Genomic DNA, 14229 nt, shown 5'->3' on the forward strand with positions numbered 1-14229 from the left:
CCGAATCTGGATGAACGTGTGCACTTGCCACGAGCGTCCATAAAGAATTGCTTGACGACTATAGAGCGTTGGAACCACCTGATCCCATCCCGAACTCAGTAGTGAAACGACGCATCGCCGATGGTAGTGTGGAGTTTCTCCATGTGAGAGTAGGTCATCGTCAAGCTCCTATCCCAAAGCCCCTGGTCAGCATCGCTGGCCGGGGGTTTTGCTTATTAGTGTAAGCAACCCGAATTCGGATGAGCGCCAAGGCGAGCATCCAGCCGAATTGCTTGACGACCATAGAGCATTGGAACCACCTGATCCCATCCCGAACTCAGTAGTGAAACGATGCATCGCCGATGGTAGTGTGGAGTTTCTCCATGTGAGAGTAGGTCATCGTCAAGCTTCCAATTCCAAAGCCCCTGATCAGCGAGAGCTGGTCGGGGGTTTTGTTTTTGGGGCGGAAAAAGCCAATGCGGGAGCCCTATACAGGGCGAGTAACCCGAGACGGGTTATTCGTTGCGATGGCGGATAACGCTTGAGGCGTTATGCGCCCTACGACCGGTGTTTGCCGGAGGTCCGTGAGGGATGCGGTTCGCGGGCATGGCCCGCTCCTACAGGGGAGTGAGGGGCTTGTTCATGATGAGGGTGCGCTCTTCGCCGTGGAGTTGTTCGCGCAGCAGGCGATAGCCGAGGCGGGCGTAGAAGCTTTCGGCGGTGAGGGACGAGGGGACCAGCAGGACTTCTATCCCGCGCTGCAGGGCAGTTTTCTCGACTCGCCGCATCAGCGCCTGGCCGATGCCCTTGCGCTGCTGCTGAGGTGCTATGAAGAGGCTGCGCACGGTATTGCCATCCAGGGCGCCTGTCCCGACGATCTCGCTCCCCAGCAAGGCAACGAAGACCAGACGTTGCTCCAGCAGCTCAATCACCCGCCCAGGCGTGAAGTTCGCCACCACCAATTCGATGACACTCGCTGGATAGTCCTGGCCGTTGCTTTCCCTGACGGCCGCGACGATCACCTGGCTGATGGCCGTGGCGTCGTCGCTGCGGGCTTGTCTGATCGTCAATTCCATCTCTGCGCTCCCTTTTATCCGCCTGCTCATCCTGACGGCATAGGCAGCGCGAGGGTAGGGCGGAATCGCAGGCAACAAAAAAGGCGCCCTGGGGCGCCTTTCTTGTCTGGGTCACGATCAGCCGTTGTGGCGTTTCAGGACCAGGGTGGCGTTGGTGCCGCCGAAGCCGAAGCTGTTGCTCATGACGGTGTCGATCTTCGCGTTTTCGCGGGTCTCGCGCAGGATCGGCAGGTCAGCGACTTCCGGGTCCAGCTCGTCGATGTTTGCCGAACCGGCGATGAAGTTGCCTTCCATCATCAGCAGGCAGTAGATCGCTTCGTGAACGCCAGCGGCGCCCAGGGAGTGGCCGGACAGGCTCTTGGTGGAGCTGATGGCCGGGGCCTTGTCGCCGAACACTGCACGCACGCCGCGGATTTCAGCGACGTCGCCGACCGGGGTGGAGGTGCCGTGGGTGTTCAGGTAGTCGATCGGGGTATCCACGGTCGACAGGGCCTGCTGCATGCAGCGGATGGCGCCTTCGCCGCTCGGGGCAACCATGTCGTAGCCATCGGAAGTCGCACCGTAGCCAACGATTTCGGCGTAGATCTTGGCGCCACGCTTGAGGGCGTGTTCCAGCTCTTCGACCACGACCATGCCGCCGCCGCCGGCGATGACGAAACCGTCACGCTTGGCGTCGTAGGCGCGGGAGGCCTTTTCCGGGGTGTCGTTGTACTGGGTGGAGAGGGCGCCCATGGCGTCGAACAGGCAGCTCTGGCTCCAGTGTTCTTCCTCGCCGCCGCCAGCGAAGACGACGTCCTGCTTGCCCAACTGGATTTGCTCCATGGCCTGGCCGATGCAATGCGCGCTGGTGGCGCAGGCCGAGGAAATGGAGTAGTTCACGCCCTTGATCTGGAAGGGCGTGGCCAGGCACGCGGAAACGGTGCTGCCCATGGTGCGGGTGACGCGGTATGGGCCGATGCGCTTGACGCCCTTCTCGCGCAGGGTGTCGATGGCTTCCATCTGGTTCAGGGTGGAAGCACCGCCGGAGCCGGCGATCAGGCCGGTGCGCGGGTTGGAGATCTGCTCGGGGGTGAGGCCGGAGTCCTTGATCGCCTGTTCCATTGCGAGGTAGGCATAAGCGGCGGCGTCGCCCATGAAGCGGAAGACCTTGCGGTCAATCAGCTCTTCCAGGTTCAGGTTGACCGAACCGGAAACGTGGCTGCGCAGGCCCATCTCGGCGTAGCTGGGGTTGTGGCGGATGCCAGCACGGCCTGCACGCAGGTTGGCGGAGACGGTGTCTTTGTCATTGCCCAGGCAGGAAACGATGCCCAGACCGGTGATCACGACGCGACGCATGCGGATACCCTTAGAAGCTGTCAGTGGAAGTGAACAGGCCGACGCGGAGGCCTTCGGCGCTGTAGATTTCGCGGCCATCGACGCTGACGGTGCCGTCGGCGATGGCCAGGATCAGCGAACGATTGATCGTACGCTTGATGTGAATGTTGTAGGTGACTTTCTTGGCGGTCGGCAGGACCTGGCCGAAGAACTTCACTTCGCCCGAACCCAGGGCGCGGCCGCGGCCGGGGTTGCCCTGCCAGCCGAGGTGGAAGCCTACCAGCTGCCACATGGCATCGAGGCCGAGGCAGCCCGGCATGACAGGGTCGCCCTCGAAGTGGCAGGCGAAGAACCACAGGTCCGGGTTGATATCCAGCTCGGCGACCAGTTCGCCCTTGCCATACTTGCCGCCGACATCACTGATGTGGGTGATGCGGTCGATCATCAGCATGTTCGGGGCGGGCAGTTGCGCATTACCCGGGCCGAAGAGCTCGCCGCGGCTGCAGCGCAGCAGGTCTTCTCGGGTGAAGGCGTTTTGTTTGGTCATGCGAGCTCCTCAAAAATCCTGGATAGCAGGCGTTGTTTGGCTTGTGCCTGCGGCGCCGCGTTCCGTTGTTCTTGTCACGGTGTCATGCGGCAGCCTAGTCATAGACTATTGCCTTTAAGTGAAAGTCACAGCAATCGGCGAACGCTTGTTCACTTTTCGCCGATGCCAGGTTTCCCCGTCGGGACGCAGGCCCCGGGCCGGTCCGCAGTTTGCGGGCAAGCGCTCCGTCGATCAACGACCTGGAGCAACCCAGCGCTGCAGAATCCGCTGCAGCTCCGCGCGTTTGAACGGCTTGGCGAGGTAGTCGTTCATACCTGCTTCAAGGCAAGCCTCGCGGTCGCCCTGCAGCGCGTTGGCGGTGAGGGCGATGATCGGTACCTGTTCGCCACCCGGTTTCGCACGAATCTGCCGGGTGGCTTCGTAGCCGTTGAGCACCGGCAGGCGGCAATCCATCAGGATCGCCGCGAACTCGCTGCGCTCCGAGGTACGCACTGCCTGGGCGCCGTCACCCACCAGCGTGACGCGATAACCCAGGCTGCGCAACATAGCTTCTATGACCGTTTGATTCACCGGGTTGTCCTCCACCAGCAGCACGGACTGACCAGTGGCAAGCGCGTCGCCGCCGTTCGTCCCGTCGTCTGCGGCACTCTGACGCTCCCGGAAGGGCAGGGGAATCTCCAGAGTGAAGGTCGAGCCGCCCCCTTCTTCGCTGACCGCACCCAGGGTGCCGCCCATCCGTTCGGCCAGGGTGCGTGCAATTGACAGCCCCAGCCCCGTGCCGCCGTAGCGCCGCGAGGTCGACGAGTCGGCCTGCTGGAAGGCCTCGAACATGTGCTCCAGGCGCTCGCGGGAGATGCCGATGCCGCTGTCCTGCACCGAGCAGCTGAGCCACAGCACTTCGTCGTCCAGCGCCTGCCAGGTGGCTTCCAGGCGCACGCCGCCTTCCTCGGTGAACTTCAGGGCGTTGCCCAGCAGGTTGACCAGGATCTGCCGGATGCGCGTCGGGTCGCCCTGCACCTCGAGGTTGTCGAGGCCGTCCTGCACGTTCATTGCCAGTTCCAGGCCGCGTTGCTGGGCGCTGTGCTGGAAGACCTGGATCGAGCTCTGGATCAGCTCCAGCAGGTTGAACGGGATGCGCTCCAGTTCCAGTGCGCCGCGCTCGACGCGGGAGAAGTCGAGGATGTCGTTGATCACCTTGAGCAGGTGCTCGGTGGATTCGGTGGCCAGCGCGCTGTACTCGGCCTGCTCCTGGTTCAGCTCGGTGGTTTCCAGCAGCTGCAGCATGCCCAGCACGCCGTTCATCGGGGTGCGCAGCTCGTGGCTCATCATCGCAAGGAAATCGGACTTGGCGCGGTTGGCCTCTTCGGCCTCCTCCCGCGCCGCCACCAGTTGGGCGATGCTGCGTTCCTGTTCCAGGCTGGCTTGCTGCAGGCCACGGGCCAGGTTGTTGATGTGCCGGGCGAGGTCGCCGACTTCGCCGTCATCCGGCACCGGCAGGGTGGTGTGGTAGTCGCCGGTCTGGATCGCCTGCACCGCGCGGCCCATGGTGCGGATCGGTGCGGCCAGGCGGCGGGCGAGGCGACGCGCCAGCAGGTAGGTGAGGATCAGCGCGAACAGCGCAAGCAGGCTGGCCTTGAGGAGGATCTCCTGTTGCCGTTCGCTGAAGGCGTCGCTGGCCATCCCGACTACCACGCGGCCGAGGTAATCCCCGCTGGGCGGTGCGGCGGTCGGCAGCATGTCGTTGGAGCTGGCCAGGTCGCTGCCGTCGAGGGCGATGTTCTCGCGCTGGATCGAGGCGTGGAAGATTTCCACCTTGGTGCTCGCCTGCGCGGGATCGGCGGCGTGCTCGACATAGACGAGGATGTTATCGCCGCGATCGCGCACTTCGATGAAGCGCACGTGGGCGGTGCTCAAGGTCGCCCGCAGCAGGCTCTGCAGCACCGGCAGGTTGCCGGAGATCACTCCGTATTCCGCCGCCGGGGCAAGTTGGTTGGCGATCAGTTGGCCGGTGTGGTTGGACTCCAGGCGCAGGTCCTGCAGACGCGAATACGTGAAGTAGGCGGTCAGCAGGACGGTGAGCAGCAGCGCCGGGCCGAGGCTGATGGCCAGCATGCGCGTCTGGATGTTCCAGCTCTTGCGGGAGCTCATGGTTTCTCTCCTTCGGCAAGGCGCCGCGCAAGTTCCGCGTCGCCTTGCAGGTCGATGCCGAGCGAGCGCGCCACCTGGCGGTTGCTCTGCACCTTGAAGCGTTCGGGGTAGAGGCTGCGGGGCCATTGCTCCGCCGGCTCGTCGAGCAGGGTGTCGAGGGTCTCCAGCCAGTCGCTCTGGTCGCTGTAGGTGCTGGCCAGGCTGCCGGCCTTGACGAAGGCAGCGGTGGGGCCGATCAGCGCCCGGTTCTCGGCGTAGGCGCTGAGGAGGATGCCCTTGATGGTCTGTGCGTTATAAAGCTGTTTGTCGTCCAACCCGAGCAACAGGTCACTGCGACCGAGCAGTTCTCGCAGCGGGCGGCTGTCTTCGGTGCGGGTTTGCAGCTCGCTGACCAGTTCGACGCCGAGTTGATCCGCGCTGCGCTGAAGCTCTTCCAGGAGGAACTCGCTGCTGGGGCCGATCAGCACGCCAATGCGTTGCGGACGTGGGCTGAGTTGCAGCGCCAGTTGCAGCTGGCGTGCCGGTGGCGGGTCGCTCCATAGCAGGCTCAGGTGTGGCGGCTCGCGCTCGCCCAGCACTTGCCGGGCCTCGACACGGCTGACCAGCAGGGTCAGCGCCGGCGGTGCATCGTCACTGGCCAGGCGCCAGTTCAGCGCGCCGCTGCCGAGCAGCAGCAGGCGGGTTTCGCCATCGAGACTGGTGGCGGGCGGCAGGTTCTCCGGGGATTCCAGGCGCACCTGGTCGTGCGGGCGGCGTTGCGCCAGGGCCTCGGCGAAGTCCTGCAGGGCCTGGCTCTGTTCGGTGCTGACCAGCAGGATGTCACGGGCCTGGGCCGGCAGTACGAACAGGCAGGCCAGCCCGAGGAGCAGGGCGCTGAGTAGGGGGCCGGGGCTCGTCCATGAGCGGCGGGCAGACATGCTAGAAGTCCACCTCGGCGCTGAAGTAGAGCAGGTGGCGGCTGTCGTAGCGGTTTTCCGGCCAGGTCAGCGGCTCGTCGTCCAGGCGCTGCTGCAGCACGCCGGCCAGTTCCAGCGCCGCACGGCCCAGGGGAATGCGCTTGGCCACGCGCAGGTCGACGCGCTCGAAGCGGTGCTCGTTCAGTGCATCGTCGCCGTAGTAGAAGACCGAACTCGACCAGCCGCGCCCCCAGTCGCGCATCCAGCCGGCCGAGCCGCTGTTGCGCGCGGTAAGGCGCTGGTCGTAGCGGCTGCTGGCGTCGTAGTCGACGTAGGCGTAGGTCAGGCGCACGCGGTCCTGCCGCGTCAGCCGCCAGTCGAGTTGGGCTTCCGTGCCACTGAAGCGGATGTCGTTGTCGTTGGTCGGTTCGAAGTCGGAGACCTTCAAGGGATCGCTGATCAGCCCGTGGATTTCGTCGTAGTAGGCTTTGATGTCGACCGCGAGCCCGAGTTCGTCGAACTGGCCGTTGTAGCCGATTTCCCGCGAGCGCATGCGCTCCTGGTCGAGATCGCCGGGACCGTGGGCGCGGGCGAAGTAGTAGGCGCTGGACTGGCCGTAGACTGGCGCCGAGAGGTTGCGCACCCGGTAGCTCCAGTTCACGTCGTTCTCGTACATGTCCGGCGAGCGCACCGCCTCGGAGTACACCGCGCGCAGGCTGTGGCGCGGGGTGATCAGGTAGTTGAGGGCGAGGCGCGGGCTGACCGAGCTGCCGGAGAGCTGGTCGTCCTCCACCATTGCGCCGCCCTGTAGCAGCCAGTGCGGCGTCAGGTGCCACTCCAGCTGACTGAACAGGCGCCAGATGTCGTTGTTCACCGTGCCGTCGAAGTAGGTTTCCGAGGTGGCCTGGTCGTGGCGGTAGCTCATGCCGCTGACCAGCCGCACGCCGTCGGCGAGGCTCAGCGTGTCCTGGACTTCGAGGTCGTAGCGGGTTTCGCGGATGTTCTGGTTCACCTGCCCGCAGACCGGCAGGTAGGCACCGGCCGCCAGTTGCTGGACCACCTGCCGGGCCAGTGCCTGCTCCTGCGCGGTGCCGCGGGGAATGCGCGGCAAGGTGTCGGCGAAGTTCTGCACGTACTTCGGATTCATATCCCACAGCTGCGCGAGCTGCGGGCTGAAGGCGATCTGTGCCTCGCAGGCGCCGAAGTCCTGCAGGCGCTCCCAGTGTTCGGCATAACCCTGTACGTAGAGGCTGTGCTCGGGGTTGATGTCGAAGGTCCAGCGCAGGGAGCCGGCGTAGTCGCGCGCGGTCAGGTCGGAGTTGTCGTCGCCGGCGGCGATGTTGCCGAAGATCGGCTCGTAGTCGTAGGGGCGCTGGTTGCTGCCTTCCTTCGCCGCAAGCTGCCAGTCCAGGCTGTTGCGCAGGTCGAGGTTGTGGCTGGCAGTCAGGTTGAAGCGACTCAGGCGGCGGCCGTCGCGGTAGTCGCGGCCAAACTGGTCGTGGTCGAAGCCGTCGTCTTCCTGCCCGGAGAGTGACAGCCGGTAGTCGCCGGAGCGGTCATGGATGCCCTGGCTGGCGTACCAGTCGCGCACGCCGTTCTGCCCGGCGGTGTACTTCAGTCGCGTGCCCTGGCTGTCGGCCGGGTGGCGGGTGAGGATGTTGATCACGCCCATCAGCGCATTGGCGCCGTAGCTCACGGCGTTGGGGCCGCGGAAGACCTCGATGCGGTCGATGTCCTCGATGGCCACCGGGATGTCGCTCCAGTCCACCGTGGCCAGGCCTGGGCGGTACACGGAGCGGCCGTCCACCAGTACCTGCAGGCGCCGCGCCTCGGTGACGTTGGTGCCGTGGTAGTTCACCGTCGCCTGGTTGCCCGACAGGTAGCCAACCATCATGCCCGGCACCAGGCGCATCAGTTCGGGAATGTCACGGGCGCCGGAGGCCTTGATCAGGTCGCGGTCGAGCACCGTCATGCTGCCAGGGACTTCGGCGGGGGATTGTTTGAGCCGCGTTGCAGTCAGAACTTCAGGGACGTCGAGACTGTCCACGAACAGGTCGCCCGCCACGGCCTCGCCTGCCAGCAAGGCGGCAAGCAGGGAAAGCGGCAGGGGAGCGCGGACGGGACGATGCACGGAACGACCTTGTTCTCGGTTCTTATGGGTTCGGTCAATGTCTACGGCTAGACGTTTTCCACAGGACGGATGTTAAACGAGGCAGCGCTGATTGCCAGTCCCGCGATCCGCACTGGCCGGTCGCCGATGCGGCCTTATAATGCCCCAATCGCCGCCCCTAAGCGGTCACCAATGGAACAGACATGACACAGCAGCAACCGATCGCCGTCCTCGGTGGTGGCAGTTTCGGCACCGCCTTCGCCAACCTGCTGGCAGAAAACGGACAGCGCGTTCGCCAGTGGATGCGCGACGAGGAACAGGCCGAGGCGATCCGCTCCCGCCGGGAGAACCCCAACTACCTCAAGGGCGTGCGCATTCATGACGGCGTGGAGCCGACCACGGACCTCGCCGCGACTCTGGCAGAGTGCGAGATGATCTTCGTCGCGGTGCCTTCCAGCGCCCTGCGCAAGGTGCTCGACGGCCGAAGCGAGGAGCTGGCGGGCAAGATGCTGGTCAGCCTGACCAAGGGGATCGAGGCGCAGAGCTTCAAGCTGATGAGCCAGGTGCTCGAAGAGATCGCGCCGAAATCCCGCATCGCGGTAATCTCCGGTCCGAACCTGGCGCGCGAGATCGCCGAGCATGAGCTGACCGCCACTGTGGTCGCCAGCGAGGACGAAGACCTCTGCGCCCAGGTGCAGGATGCGCTGCACGGCCGCACCTTCCGCGTCTACGCCAGCGGCGACCGCTTCGGCGTCGAACTGGGCGGCGCGCTGAAGAACGTCTACGCCATTATTGCCGGCATGGCCGCCGCGCTGGGCATGGGAGAGAACACCAAGGGCATGCTGATTACCCGCGCCCTGGCGGAGATGACCCGCTTCGCCGTCCAGCTCGGCGCCAACCCCATGACCTTCCTCGGCCTGGCCGGCGTGGGCGATTTGATCGTCACCTGTTCGTCACCCAAGAGCCGTAACTATCAGGTGGGTTTCGCCCTGGGCGAAGGCCTGACCCTGGAAGACGCCGTGGCGCGCATGGGCGAGACCGCCGAGGGCGTGAACACCCTCAAGGTGCTCAAGGCCAAGGCCGACGAGCTGCAGGTCTACATGCCACTGGTGGCCGGCCTCAACGCCATCCTGTTCGGTGGCCGCACCCTGGAGCAGGTCATCGGCGCGCTGATGAGCGGCGAGCCGAAGACCGACGTCGATTTCATTCCCACCACCGGTTTCTGAGGAGGTATCGCTCATGTCCGCTGAACATCCGTCCGCTCAACGTCAGGAAAAGGAATCCCTGGTCCTGCGCGTCGTCTGGATGCTGGTCTTCGCGCTGGTCTGGTTCGTCGCCGAGATGATCCTCGGCGCCGTGGTGATCATCCAACTGATCTACCGCATCATCTACGGCGCTCCCAGCGGCAGCCTGATGGGCTTCGGTGACAGCCTGAGCCAGTACTTCGCGCAGATCGGCCGCTTCGGCACCTTCCAGACCGAAGAGAAGCCCTGGCCGTTCGCCGACTGGCCGACCGCCCATACGCCCGAAGGCGAGGCCCCGCACGATGTGCCGCCGGCGCCGCACCCGGTGCGCGACGAGGAGCCCAAGCTTTGAAGCTCTGGCTGCTCCGTCATGGTGAAGCCGAACCCCAGGCCCGCCGCGACTCCGAGCGCCGGCTGACGGCACACGGCGTCAAGGAAGTGCTGAAAAGTGCTGCCCAGCTCGCCGGCCAGCCGCTGGACGGCATCCTCGCCAGCCCCTACGTGCGCGCCCAGGAAACCGCCGAACTGGTCCGCGAGGCGCTGGGTTTCGAGGGAGCCGTCGGCACCGCGCCCTGGCTGACCCCGGACGACGATCCGAAGGACGTGCTGCGCTTCCTCGACGGCCGCAACGAGCAGAACCTGCTGCTGGTCACCCATCAGCCGCTGGTGGGCGCGCTGGCCGGCCTGCTGGTGCATGGCAGCCGCAGCGACGCCGTGCCGTTCAGCACCGCCACCCTGGCGGAGCTGGAAGGCGAGGTGCCGGTGGCGGGGCTGATGGAGCTGGTGTCGCTGCACCATCCGCGGCATTCCTGAGGCAGACAAGTCTCCGCGAAAAGGCCCCGCAAGGGGCCTTTTGCATTTCCGGCGCCGGCAAATCGTGCCTGGATGTTTCCGCGCGAGGCCCGTCGCAGAGCGCCTGGAGCCCATCCTTCGGCTAAATCCTACAAAAGTTCACACGACCAGCCTTGTCTGCCGCTGCGCTGCGTGGAATATTCAACCAAGCAAGTGCTTGGTTGATCCATCGCTATATCCCTGAGCTACACCTCTGACAACAAGAACAAAGGAGGGGCACGTGGTTAAAGCAGTCCGATTACCACTCGACCTGTTCTATCAGCGCGAGAAGAGCCACCCGAACAAACGCTACCTGGTGCAACCGCTGACCGGCGGAGAAGTGCAGACCCTGACCTGGGGCGAGGTGGGCGAGCAGGCCCGTCGTGCCGCGGCCTGGCTGCGCAGCCTGGACCTGCCCGAAGGCAGCCGGGTGGCGATCATTTCGAAGAACTGCGCGCACTGGATCGTCGCCGATATCGCCATCTGGATGGCTGGCCACGTCTCGGTGCCGCTGTACCCCAATCTAACCGCCGATTCCGTGCGCCAGGTGATGACCCACTCCGAAGCGCGGGTGGCCTTCATCGGCAAGCTGGACGACTGGCCGGCGATGGAGGGCGGCATTCCCGACGGCGTGCCCACTGTTGCCCTGCCGCTGCACCCGCAGGGCCACTTCGACCAGCAGTGGAACGACCTGCAGCAGCAGGCGCCGATCAGCGACGATCCGCGCCCGGACGCCGCGACGCTGGCGACACTCATCTACACCTCCGGCACCACGGGCACGCCCAAGGGCGTAATGCACACCTTCGGTAACTTCGCCTTTGCCGCCAGCCATGCCATCGACCTGTTCGGCGTCGGCGAGGAGGACCGCCTGCTGTCCTACCTGCCGCTGTGCCACGTGGCCGAGCGCATGTTCGTGCAGATGGCATCGATCTACGCCGGGCAGACGATCTTCTTCGCCGAAAGCCTGGACACCTTCGTCGCCGACATGCGCCGCGCGCGGCCCACGGTGTTCTTCGGCGTGCCGCGCATCTGGACCAAGTTCCAGATGGGCGTCTACGCGCAGATGCCGGCGCAGAAGCTCGACCGCCTGTTGCGCCTGCCCATCGTCGGCCGCCTCGTGGGCCGCAAAGTGCTTGCCGGCCTTGGCCTGGACGCCGTGCGCTTCGCCCTGTGCGGGGCTGCGCCGGTTCCCGAGGCGCTGCTGGGCTGGTACCAGCGCCTGGGCCTGAACGTGCTCGAGGTCTACGGCATGACCGAGAACTGCGGTTATTCCCACGTCTGCCGGCCGGGTGAGCAGCGGGTCGGTTGGATTGGCCGCAACAGCCCCGGCGTGGAAGTACGCATCAGTGACGAAGGCGAGGTGCAGGTACGCAGCGGCGCGACCATGGTCGGCTACTTCAAGGACCCGGAGCGCACCGCCGAGACCATCACCGAAGACGGCTTCCTGCGCACCGGCGACAAGGGCGAGCAGGACGCCGAAGGCCACCTGCGCCTGACCGGCCGCATCAAGGAAATCTTCAAGACCGCCAAGGGCAAGTACGTCGCTCCGGCGCCCATTGAGAACCGCCTGGCTGTGCATTCGCGGATCGAGCAGATCTGCGTGGTCGGCGACGGCCTGATCGCCCCGCTGGGCCTCTGCGTGCTTTCCGAAGTCGGCCGCCAGGAAGCCGCCAACGGCTCGCGCAGCCAGCTGGAGCAGAGCCTGCAGGAGCTGCTGACGGAGGTGAATGATGCGCTGGACAAGCACGAGCGCCTGGCCGGGCTGGTGCTGGTCAAGGACGTCTGGACCGTGGACAACGGCTTCCTCACGCCGACCATGAAGATCAAGCGCAACGTGGTGGAAGGGACCTACGGCAAGCGCTTCAATGAATGGGCGGAGCGCCGCGAGGCGGTGCAATGGCATGAATGACAGAAGGAATGCGGAATGACCTGGCGCACCACGCCCGACCTGGAAAAGCTCAATGCGAACCTGAAGAACACCATCGGTGAAGTGCTCGACATCCGTTTCGAGGCGTTCGACGACGACTCGCTGACCGCCAGCATGGTGGTGGATTCGCGCACCCACCAGCCCTACGGCCTGCTGCACGGTGGCGCCTCGGTGGTGCTGGCGGAAACCGTCGGCTCCACCGCCAGCTACCTGTGCCTGGACAACAGCAAGTACTACTGCGTGGGCCTGGAAGTGAACGCCAACCACCTGCGCGGCCTGCGCAGCGGGCGGGTGACGGCGGTGGCCAAGGCGGTGCATATCGGCCGCTCGACCCACGTCTGGGAAATCCGCCTGCATGGGGATGACGGCAAGCCGAGCTGCATCTCGCGCCTGACCATGGCGGTGGTGCCGCTGGAGCGCTGAACCAGTTCCAATCTGCGGCCTGTCCCTGGATGGGACCGTAGGATGGCGTGGAGCGAAGCGATACCCATCGATCCCTGCACCAGCAGCATGGGTATCGCCTCGGCCCCACCCATCCTGCAAAGGCGCTCACTGTGGTTACATCCGTCAGTAGGAGCAGCGCCGCCCGGCACCCTCGCAATTTTGTCCAAGACCCGCCGTTCCCGCGCCGGTAGAGTAGGCCCATGGAACGCATCGAACACCACAGCAGCGGCCTGCCCGGCGTCCGTTTCATCGACGCCGAGTACCGCCGTTTTGCCTTTCCCCGGCACTTTCATCTCGACTACCACGTCGGGCTGATGCTGGACGGCTGCCAGCGCTACACCCATCGCGGTGAACGCTCGCTGGCCGGGAATGGCGACATCCTGCTGATGAGCCCCGAAAGCATCCACGACGGTTCCAGCGAAGGCGAGGACGGCTACCGCATCCGCGTGCTGTCCATCGACCCGCAATGGCTGGACGACGCCTGCCGCGCCTTCAGCGATGGCCGCCAGGGCGCGCCGCGCCTGACTGCCGCTCAGCTGCGCGATCCGCTGCTGCAGGTCGAGCTGCAACGCGCACACGCCCTGATGCTCGGCGGCGAGCGGCTGGCGCAGGAAGGCCAGCTCTGGCAAGCGTTGGCCGCACTGCTGGAGCGCGCCTCCAGCCTGCGCATCCGCGAACCGGGGCAGGGTTTCGACGCCGTGACCTGGGCGCGTATTCGCGGGTGGCTGGAATCGCGCCTGGAAACCCCGCCGACCCTGGAAGAGATCGCCGAGTTCTGCGACCTCAGCCCCTGGCAGGTGCTGCGCCGCTTCCGCCACCAGTGCGGATTGCCGCCGCACCAGTGGCTCACCCAGCTGCGCCTGGAACGTGCGCTGCCGCGGGTGATCAAGGGCCAGCCGCTGTCGGAGATCGCCCTGAGCCTGGGCTTCTATGACCAGGCGCACTTCAGCCGCCTGTTCCGCCGTACCTACGGATTGCCGCCCGCGCGACTACGCCAGCGCTGATCCGCCACCCAATCTCGTTTTCTTTCCCACTGGAGAATCCCGCCATGCAGGAGGTTCACGTCTTGCTCATGCTCACCGCCGTGTTCGCGGTCGCCCTGGTCAGTCCCGGCCCCGACGTCGCGCTGGTGGTGCGCACCTCGCTGCACCAGGGCCGCCGCGCCGGGGTGCTCAGCGCCCTCGGGCTGGCCTGCGGCATCCTGGTCCACGGCACCCTGGTGCTGACCGGCGTGTCGTTGCTGCTCAGCCGCTCGCCGCTGCTGTTCAGCACGCTGCAACTGGTGGGCGCGGCCTACCTCGGCTGGCTCGGCATCGGTGCACTGCGTGCGTTGCGCAAGCCGGGCGGGGCAGGGCGCATCGACGGCGAGTTGTCCGCATCGAAGCTCGGGCCCTGGCTGCGCGGGCTGGCGACCAACCTGTTCAACCCCAAGGCGCTGGTGTTCTTCCTCGCGCTGCTCAGCAGCCTGATCCCGGTGGGCATGTCGGCGCCCGGCAAGGTCTCGGTGGCAGTGATGCTGTTCGTCGTCGGCTTCGCCTGGTTCAGCCTGCTCAGCGTGATCCTCACCCGACCGCTGTGGCAGCAGCGCCTGCTGCGCGCGGTGCCGGTGATCGACGGCGCTTGCGGGCTGGTGTTCCTGCTGGTGGCGGGCGGCATCCTGTTCAGCGTGGTGAATCACGCGGCGCATTGGGTGTGACGCGCTTGGCTTGAGGG

13 protein-coding genes and 2 rRNA genes are annotated in these 14229 nt (G+C 65.6%); 9 read left to right on the plus strand and 6 right to left on the minus strand.

All coding sequences use genetic code 11. The features are described 5' to 3' along the window. The first annotated feature begins 50 nt into the window (after window positions 1-50). Window positions 51-166: ribosomal RNA gene (rrf, locus tag IB275_RS09950) — 5S ribosomal RNA — on the plus strand. Between the two features lie 105 nt (window positions 167-271). Continuing rightward, window positions 272-387 (plus strand): 5S ribosomal RNA (gene rrf / locus IB275_RS09955). Between the two features lie 209 nt (window positions 388-596). Here the strand turns inward: rrf (IB275_RS09955) and IB275_RS09960 are convergent. From IB275_RS09960 to IB275_RS09985, 6 genes are all read right to left on the minus strand, one after another. Next, window positions 597-1055: a GNAT family N-acetyltransferase gene (locus tag IB275_RS09960; RefSeq protein WP_192295335.1), complete on the minus strand. Its 459-nt coding sequence runs from the start codon at window positions 1053-1055 to the stop codon at window positions 597-599. 117 nt (window positions 1056-1172) lie between these two features. Next, complete coding sequence (fabB, locus tag IB275_RS09965; protein WP_045208787.1) at window positions 1173-2390, minus strand: beta-ketoacyl-ACP synthase I; 1218 nt, start codon at window positions 2388-2390, stop codon at window positions 1173-1175. Window positions 2391-2400: 10 nt separating this feature from the next. Next, complete coding sequence (gene fabA / locus IB275_RS09970) at window positions 2401-2916, minus strand: 3-hydroxyacyl-[acyl-carrier-protein] dehydratase FabA (protein WP_017517389.1); 516 nt, start codon at window positions 2914-2916, stop codon at window positions 2401-2403. A 231-nt stretch (window positions 2917-3147) separates the two neighbouring features. Continuing rightward, window positions 3148-5064, minus strand: coding sequence for an ATP-binding protein (locus IB275_RS09975; RefSeq protein ID WP_192295336.1), 1917 nt, complete (start codon window positions 5062-5064; stop codon window positions 3148-3150). After that, complete coding sequence (locus tag IB275_RS09980) at window positions 5061-5981, minus strand: ABC transporter substrate-binding protein (protein ID WP_192295337.1); 921 nt, start codon at window positions 5979-5981, stop codon at window positions 5061-5063. The genes IB275_RS09975 and IB275_RS09980 overlap by 4 nt, the downstream gene beginning before the upstream one ends. Before the next feature lies 1 nt (window position 5982). Further along, window positions 5983-8091, minus strand: a complete 2109-nt coding sequence (locus IB275_RS09985; RefSeq protein ID WP_318652563.1) for a TonB-dependent receptor plug domain-containing protein — start codon at window positions 8089-8091, stop codon at window positions 5983-5985. 182 nt (window positions 8092-8273) lie between these two features. On the opposite strand from IB275_RS09985, the gene IB275_RS09990 reads away from it, so the two are divergent. The 7 genes from IB275_RS09990 to IB275_RS10020 all read left to right on the plus strand — a co-directional run bounded on the left by IB275_RS09990 (window position 8274) and on the right by IB275_RS10020 (window position 14212). Then, window positions 8274-9296: an NAD(P)H-dependent glycerol-3-phosphate dehydrogenase gene (locus IB275_RS09990; RefSeq protein WP_192295338.1), complete on the plus strand. Its 1023-nt coding sequence runs from the start codon at window positions 8274-8276 to the stop codon at window positions 9294-9296. 13 nt (window positions 9297-9309) lie between these two features. Then, on the plus strand, window positions 9310-9666 hold the full coding sequence (locus IB275_RS09995) for a DUF4389 domain-containing protein (protein WP_138216445.1): 357 nt from the start codon (window positions 9310-9312) through the stop codon (window positions 9664-9666). Beyond that, window positions 9663-10127, plus strand: coding sequence for a phosphohistidine phosphatase SixA (sixA, locus tag IB275_RS10000; protein WP_192295339.1), 465 nt, complete (start codon window positions 9663-9665; stop codon window positions 10125-10127). Before IB275_RS09995 ends, sixA begins: the two co-directional genes overlap by 4 nt. A 259-nt stretch (window positions 10128-10386) precedes the next feature. Continuing rightward, window positions 10387-12054 carry an AMP-binding protein gene (locus tag IB275_RS10005; RefSeq protein ID WP_192295340.1) on the plus strand — a complete coding sequence of 556 codons (1668 nt, stop codon included), beginning with the start codon at window positions 10387-10389 and terminating at the stop codon, window positions 12052-12054. A 15-nt stretch (window positions 12055-12069) separates the two neighbouring features. Then, window positions 12070-12495 carry a hotdog fold thioesterase gene (locus tag IB275_RS10010; protein ID WP_081519161.1) on the plus strand — a complete coding sequence of 142 codons (426 nt, stop codon included), beginning with the start codon at window positions 12070-12072 and terminating at the stop codon, window positions 12493-12495. Window positions 12496-12716: 221 nt separating this feature from the next. Continuing rightward, on the plus strand, window positions 12717-13520 hold the full coding sequence (locus tag IB275_RS10015) for an AraC family transcriptional regulator (RefSeq protein WP_192295341.1): 804 nt from the start codon (window positions 12717-12719) through the stop codon (window positions 13518-13520). 44 nt (window positions 13521-13564) lie between these two features. After that, window positions 13565-14212, plus strand: a complete 648-nt coding sequence (locus IB275_RS10020; protein WP_192295342.1) for a LysE family translocator — start codon at window positions 13565-13567, stop codon at window positions 14210-14212. Window positions 14213-14229: the final 17 nt, after the last annotated feature.

The sequence above is a fragment of the Pseudomonas sp. PDM21 genome (assembly GCF_014852505.2).
GTDB lineage: Bacteria > Pseudomonadota > Gammaproteobacteria > Pseudomonadales > Pseudomonadaceae > Pseudomonas.